This window comes from candidate division WOR-1 bacterium RIFOXYB2_FULL_36_35, from assembly GCA_001771505.1.
Taxonomy (GTDB): Bacteria; Margulisbacteria; WOR-1; order XYC2-FULL-46-14; family XYC2-FULL-37-10; genus XYB2-FULL-36-35.
The window spans coordinates 1-7600 of the sequence record MEUA01000035.1 but is presented as its reverse complement, the minus strand read 5'-3'; the positions used below and the strand labels follow the sequence as shown (position 1 = coordinate 7600).

The 7600-nt window shown below is 34.2% G+C and carries 7 protein-coding genes and 1 pseudogene; 2 read left to right on the top strand and 6 right to left on the bottom strand.

The window, feature by feature from the left end; all coding sequences use genetic code 11:
* A pseudogene (locus tag A2290_00040) lies at positions 1-564 on the bottom strand (hypothetical protein).
* 58 nt (positions 565-622) lie between these two features.
* Between A2290_00040 and A2290_00035 the strand changes: the two are divergent.
* Positions 623-1795, top strand: a complete 1173-nt coding sequence (locus A2290_00035) for a hypothetical protein (GenBank protein OGC14532.1) — start codon at positions 623-625, stop codon at positions 1793-1795.
* A gap of 350 nt (positions 1796-2145) precedes the next feature.
* Positions 2146-3531: a hypothetical protein gene (locus A2290_00030; protein OGC14531.1), complete on the top strand. Its 1386-nt coding sequence runs from the start codon at positions 2146-2148 to the stop codon at positions 3529-3531.
* Between the two features lie 30 nt (positions 3532-3561).
* On the opposite strand, the gene A2290_00025 is transcribed toward A2290_00030, so the two are convergent.
* From A2290_00025 to A2290_00005, 5 genes are all read right to left on the bottom strand, one after another.
* On the bottom strand, positions 3562-4209 hold the full coding sequence (locus A2290_00025; protein ID OGC14530.1) for a hypothetical protein: 648 nt from the start codon (positions 4207-4209) through the stop codon (positions 3562-3564).
* On the bottom strand, positions 4196-4402 hold the full coding sequence (locus A2290_00020; protein OGC14529.1) for a hypothetical protein: 207 nt from the start codon (positions 4400-4402) through the stop codon (positions 4196-4198). Before A2290_00020 ends, A2290_00025 begins: the two co-directional genes overlap by 14 nt.
* Positions 4399-6189 (bottom strand): hypothetical protein, encoded by a 1791-nt coding sequence (locus tag A2290_00015; protein OGC14528.1) that lies wholly within the window; start codon positions 6187-6189, stop codon positions 4399-4401. The genes A2290_00020 and A2290_00015 overlap by 4 nt, the downstream gene beginning before the upstream one ends.
* Positions 6190-6203: 14 nt before the next feature.
* On the bottom strand, positions 6204-6965 hold the full coding sequence (locus tag A2290_00010) for a hypothetical protein (GenBank protein OGC14527.1): 762 nt from the start codon (positions 6963-6965) through the stop codon (positions 6204-6206).
* A gap of 61 nt (positions 6966-7026) precedes the next feature.
* Positions 7027-7455, bottom strand: coding sequence for a transcriptional repressor (locus A2290_00005; GenBank protein ID OGC14526.1), 429 nt, complete (start codon positions 7453-7455; stop codon positions 7027-7029).
* Positions 7456-7600 lie beyond the last annotated feature (145 nt).

Sequence of the window (7600 nt, the reverse complement as noted above, 5' to 3'; positions counted from 1 at the left end):
GCTGTAAACATAGGCGGCTCCCACGCCCAAAGAGACCAATGTGTCCATATTGGCTGTTTTGGTCTTGATTAAAGATAAAATTCCCCTTGTAAAAAAGATGCTCCCTATAAACATAACGGGGGTAGCAAGCAAAAATTGGATAGTTGCCATGTTTTCCATGAAAAATTCGGGCAGAGGAAAAGAAAACAACGCAACAAGCATATAATAAAGAAGCGGAAGGCTTAAAATCAATCCGCCCAAAAACCTGTTTCTTAAATTTCTTATATCCTTGTCCCTTGCCTGTTTTTGAGCATCTCCTCTATTATCATCTTCTTCTATAATATTTGATCTTTCGTTTCCCCTCTTATTTTTCTCATCGTCCATAATATTATACCCCGTTGCCTTTATTACATTTTTTATTTTTTGAATATCAGTAATAGTTGGATCATATTCAATAAAGGCTTTTTCAGAAGCAAAATTGACATTGGCGGTTTTTACCCCTTTAAAACTCCTCAAGGCGTTTTCAATCGCAGAAACACAAGAAGCACAGCTCATCCCGGAGATTGCAATGGTAAGTTTTGCCATAATAAGCCCCCTTTGTTTTTTTACATCTCAAATGACAATATGATATAATTTTAATATTATGTCAAACATTCATACTGTAACACAAGTTGCTCCGCAAGTTTTAAGTAGCGGTTGTTGTATAAAAGTGCAAGATGGAAAAGAAGAAAAAATAAAGCGGGTATTTAAAAAAATAGATGATATTTCAACCCTTACCCTAAAATCTCCTTGCGGCAATATTATCATAGATAATATGAATGAAGATATTACTTCACAGAAATTTGCAACCTCGGATATGTACTTGGTAATTTCTAGCGGATTTTCATATGATTACGATGAGAACTTTAGGATGTGCCTGCAAAAATTAGCTCCTTTTTTAGAAGATGCCTCATTTTATATAACTGATGAACATGGCAATGTCCATTTTTTTGAGATGAAAAAAAATATGCTCAAATATAAGCAATTTATTATAACCCATAACAGGGATACCTTAACAACATATGAAAGCTTTATTGAATATTACCAACAAACATTTCCTAAAAATAAAACAATTATTTTTCAACTATTAAAATCTTATCTATTTTCACTTACTGGCGACATCTGCAATGAAGATGAGTACAAACATAGTTATGAAAAAATGATTAATGCCGCACTGGCAATACAGCCCAATGACTGGGAAATATTACATCATCATGGTGTGGTTTTGATAGACATAAAAAGATATAAACAAGCCATTGCTGTTATAAAAAAAGCAATAAGATCAAAACACATTGAGAAACCAGTTGATGATTATGATTGTTTGCTTATTTATACCGATCTGGCTCATGCATATGTAATGGACAAGCAATACACAAAAGCAATTGCCTGCGCCGACAAAGGATCAAAAATCGTCCCAAATCGCGGAGATTATCGCCTGCAAGAGAAAAAAGCGTATGCTCTTCTTGCATTAAAACAATTTAAAGCTGTTATTGAAACATGCGATGAAATCCTTAAACGCTCCCGAAAAAAACCAGATATATCTTACGCATACTTTAATAAGGCTTGTGCTTTGATTATGCTCAAACAATATAATCAGGCGGCCGCATGCCTAACCGCTGCATTTACGATGGACACATATCTTCCCAAGATAGCATCAAATGATCCTGAAAATTTAATGCTGTATAAAAAGTTGATGCGCCATCCAAATACAAAGAGCATCATGGGGTCAACTTATGAATTTATTAATATTAAGCCCCAAAACATCCGCATGGTTTAGCTCATAGGGCGGCGTGTTATCTCCCATTAAAGAGGAGATAGTTCCCTTTGCAATTTTCAGAGCAAAAACAATAGTGTTTTTCTTTGTGATCAACGCAAACTTTTTCTTCTTCAACTTCCATATTGCAAACAGGATCTTTTCTCATCATGTAAATCACCTCCTAACATTTATATATTTTATTTATGCTCTCACGAATATGGCGTTCTGGGTGTGGTGGTAAATCTCTTTTTATTTGATCTTTTTCCGCCTCGAAAAACAAAAAACCTATAAATCTTACAGCATTGAAAATAGTCTATAAAAAGTAAATTTAAACCCATTTATATTATTAAATAATTTTATACACTATAAATATGAATATTTCGAATATCGAGCATGAACAAAATATTAGAGAAATTCAGCAAAACCATCAAGCAAGCAAGAATCAGTTAAATTTAATTTCTTTTTCTTTTCTACTTTTCAAAGAAACCCTCAAAATACTTCCTTTTACTGCCTATCTTCTTATAGGCATGGTTGAAACAAGTTTAAATCATTTAATGACTCTACACGATACCATCTCGGAAATTCTATCTTTTAGAGATACAAAATTCCCTTCTTCATCGGCTGAAATGCTCACCCCTATATACTTACCTCAAACAATTACATATAAAAGCATCCGAATGTCAATTGCCAAAAAGGTCTCCTCGCTTTTAGACGATAGACTCTTGTCAATGGAAGCTTCAACCGAAAGAGCTCAACTTAAAGTAACTAACTTAAATCAAATAGGTGGAAGACGGATGACAAAAGGATGCAATTCTATAAATGCTGCAACCATCCATCAAAATGCTGCTTTTATACAAAATGAAGGGGAACATCTTTTTGCGTTGAGAAAAGTGGATGGTGTTGTAAAAATTCATTCCATGTCTAAAAATATATCTTTTAACGATAAAGCAAAAACAAGCTACCCCATGGAAAAAAAATCAACACCCGTCCCAAGAATAGAGGGCAAACCACAATATAATAAAAAACCGGCATCTAAAGGCAACTTGACCGACGCGTTATATGGTATTGGGGATAAAACCTCTCCCGTAATGATTTCAGAGGAACATGTTGATGGTGTCCCACTTGTAAAACTCATAAACTCTCATTCCCTATCTACCGAGGAAGCTCTTCTTCTTTTTCGGGATATCGTAAACACTGTTACAAGTTTTCATAATCATGGAAAAATTCATAGGGATTTAAATCCAAATAATATTATTATCATGCCTAACGGTAAAGTAAAAATTATTGACTTTGGCGCCGCAGGAGAAAAAGGAGATTCCATTGCATATAAAATGTTAAATAAACAATTTTTTATTATAGGAACTCCATCATATATTGCGCCCGAATCATTTTTTTGGGGAGAAGATGGATCTCTTCTCAATGAAAAAGTAGATGCTTTTAGCCTAGGGGTTATTTTGATCAATCTATTCAAAGGATTTGAAGAAAATAAAAATTTTAATCATTCCTATTCTTTCCCATTTAAAGAAAAGTTCTACGCTTATTCCAATTTTGAAAATATTCCCAATATATCAAAGCTTGTAAATTCATTGATAAAAATTGATCCGACAGAAAGAATAGGTTGTGATGAAGCACTGTTTATAACTGATTCCATTTTAGATTCTCTTATTAAAACAAAAAACAATGAGAAGGCTGTATCTCCAATTGACGCTTACAACCCATTAAATAATACCCAACTATACTTACAAAAAATAGCATAAGATTGTTATAGGTAATCAACAAATATATCTTCAGTTTCTTCTTATATAAATCCCACTTACAACTTCTTTTTCTAATGCAATTTGCGTTTCATCAACTTGAATTATATAAGCAGGATATTTTTGATGAATTCTTATCTTAACTCCAGGACTTATGCCAAAAGACATAAGTTTGTGAAGCCTGGAATGGTTGTTTGCAAGAATGTAAGCAACTGTTACGCTCTCCCCAACAGGAGTTTTATCAAGTGTTGTAATCAAACTATCTACAACTTCTTTTGATTTCTTACAGCATTTTCCTTCGGGAATTTTTAGCCCATGCGGACATTCTTTGGGATGGCCTAGCAATGTACATATGGCATCTGTCACCTCTTCTGAAATTACATGTTCAAACTCACAGGCGGATGCTTCAAGGGTATCATCTTTTGATTCTAAAACATCAGCCAAAAGCCGCTCTGCAAGCCGATGTCTTCTTATAAGTGCCGAAGCTTTCTCTTCCCCTTCTTTTGTAAATAAAACATTTTCTCCTTCTATTTTTACAAGGCCAGCATTTTGCATTTCAACTAAAACATTTTGAAGCCTTTGAGTTTTAATTTCAGATTCAACAACACATAAATCACGGCTACCAGATTCATTCTGCATCCAAATTATTTCCAAGACTTCATCAACATCACGATTTTGCATTTTTACCACTCCTTAAAAAATTTATTATAGAAAAAAAGAAGTTTACAATTTTTGATTCTTTTGGAATCTCATAACCACAATTGGGACAACACAAAAGTTCACAAGACCCTCGCATAGGACAACTTGCGCAAGCAGATTTTTTATTGTTTTTGCAACTAGGATCAAACTCACTCCCGCATAAAGGACATTTCATAAAATCACCTTAAAGTAATTCAAAATAAAATTAACAATTCCTCCCACTAAAAACGCAAATGGAAAGACAAATAAAAAAATTGCGAGTGCTACTTTATAGCCTCTCTCTTTTATCATCACAAGAAATTGCGCGAGACAAGGGACAAATAATGTAATGGTAATAAGGCTTACAACAACTTGCTGGGGATTCATAAACCCTTTTTTAGCTAAATCAAAAAGTCCCGCCGCCCCATAGTCTCTTCTAAAAAATCCTACAAGAAAGGCTTCGGTAGCCTTTGAAGGAAGCCCTAAAAAGTTTACAACAAGCGGACTTGCAAACTTCTCAATAACAACAAGAACATTAAGTTTATCAAGGAAAAACAGAGCCATGGTCCCGTAAATAAAGAGGGGGACAGCTTCCATTAAATACCATTCAATCCTGGCCAATGTTTTAACCAGGATATTTTTAAGCTTAGGCATCCTGATTGGCGGTATTTCCATTATAAAATCTGAAGACGCACCAGAGAGCACTTTTGAAGAAAGATATCCAACAACAAAAAAGACCAACATTACAACGCCAGCCCATATAAGCACCGCTTTTTGAGGAAGAGTGCTTATCATCCCTAAAATAACGCCCAATTGAGCCGAGCATGGGATAGCAAGAGCCAAAAGTAATGTTGCAATTATTCTCTCCCTCACAGTTTCCAGTGTTCTTGTAGTCATTGTAGCCATTGTATCGCAGCCAAATCCCAAAACCATTGGAATAACAGCCTTTCCAGATAAGCCTATCATTCTAAAAGCCCTATTTAGCAAAATAGAAAGTCTTGGCAAATATCCCGAATCTTCAAGAATGGAAAAAAACAAAAAGAACGCCCCTAAAATCGGCAAAATAATGGCCATTGCATAAGTTAATGCCATAGTTATAATCCCGTAATCGCCTACTAAAAATTCTCTTACGATAGGAATTGGGATGATAAAGTTGATAAATTTTATGGCGTAAGGGTTTATAAGTTTACCAAAAACGATCTCCTCCATAAAAGAAACGCCGGTCTGCGCAGCCATTTCTCCTACAAATTTATACATCAACCACAAGATAAAAATCAAAATAGGTATTCCTGTAATCGGCCTCATTGTAAAATCACCCATCCGCTCTAAGAATAAAATTCTCCGTGGAAAAGTTTTTGTTGTCAAAGAACAAACCCTAGTAGCCTCAATTTGTCGATCTTTCGTTGTTTTAACATCATCCCGAAGCTCTTTTATTGCATATTCAATCTCTGTCTCTGTTTTATTCTTTATGAGCTTTTTTATTTCCGAAATACCAAGCCCCTCTGTCGCTGTCGAAGTTACTACTTTAATATCCAGGATTCCCTCTAACTTTTTTGTATCAATTTCAACCCTTCTCTGATCTGCTTCGTCCATCATGTTTAATACCAAAACCAAAGGAAAACCCATTTCTTTTAATTGATAAGTCAAAAGGAGAGTACGCCTTAAATTCTTTGCATCGGCTACTTGAACTACAAGGTCGGGATGTTCCTGCAATAAAATATCTCGTGAGACTTTTTCGTCTTCAGAAGATGGAATAAGACTATTTATCCCGGGAGTATCGATAATCTGGAACTTTCGCTTATCTATAGTTCCAACCCCACGAGTCACCTCAACTGTTGTGCCGGGATAATTTGAAACTGTGACATAAACCCCCGTCAAATGAGAAAAAACAACGCTTTTGCCAACATTGGGATTGCCAACAAGCACAATTTTTTTCATTCCTGAAAAATCTATTTTCACTTTATCACTGCAACAGTCACTCATATAATTTTTATCTCCTAAAAAGTCAAAGAAACGCCCGATGTCATATTCCAATCGGGACTTGAAGCAGACAGCCCCCATCTGCTTGCTACATCAAAAATTGCTTTTTCATATTTCTTAAATATAATTCCTACCATAAAATTTCTGGGATCTTCAGGTTGAGTGCTATCCGGATGCCTATTCCCATTAAGCTCTGAAACAATACTAAAACATTGGTTAAAAGAATAATCAAAAGCTATTCCATAAAGAAATATATTCCTTAAATTTTCATCTTTTGATTTTCCTATGAAAGTATATCCTAAATTATAATGCATGGTAAGCTGTTTAAATATTTGAGAATAAGCTAAAACAAAACTTAAATCTTTATCTCCGCTTCCAAGCCCCATATTAAAATCTCCTGTATCTGTTTTTAAAACAGTTTTTATGGCCAAAGCTCCATGTTTTAAATCTTCGGGCAATAAAAGATATTTAACAACAAGGTTTATATCAGAAATTCCATCATTATATGCTGAATTTTGCAAATGATGGAACATATATGGAACCTCAAAAGAAAGCTCACAGTTTTCTGTAATGCCATATATTGGAACGAAAAGTAGAAACGATTCCTTATCCCCGCTATTCCACTTCAAATAATCAATACTTGCTTCAAGTTGAGAAACTTTCAAGCCGCAAACAGAAGCATCTTCTGTTCCAAATGGCCTATATCCATAAGAAGAAGAAAACAAGTTAAACAATATCAACATCAAAACAAAAACTCTCCTAAAAATTCCATATGACATTTAACTTCTCCTTTACAACAATCTAATTGAAAATGATTTTCAATCTGATTGCAAAAAAAATTTACAAACTACACTTCTTACATAATCCAAATATTTCCATTCTGTGAAAAGACGGCTTGAAACCATATCTTTGGGCAAGTTTTTCCTGAAGTTTTTCAATCTTGGGATCAAAAACTTCTATCGTATCTTTACATTTTGTACAGATAAGATGATCGTGATGTTTGTGTCCTAAAAGATGTTCAAATCTTTTTCTTTTTTCGCCAAAATCTACTTCCCTCCCAAGTCCGGATTCTTTTATAAGTTTTAGAGTCCTATGGACTGTCGCATACCCTATTGTTTTATCCTCTCTTCTGGAAAGGACAAATAAATCATCGACAGATAAATGATCTTCTGTGTTTAAAAATATATTCAAAATTATTTTTCTCTGATTTGTAAATTTAAGCCCATGGCCCGCCAAAAACTCAAAGAAAATACCTGCTTCTTTCTTCATATATTATAATACTATTATAAATGAAATTGAAAATCAATATCATGATTTACGCGTTGGTGTATAAATAGTTGTGTAAATTGAAGTAAGGGGGTGAAATAAACAAAAAAAGGGTATATTCTCTCCATATATTGTCGCAAAACAAAAA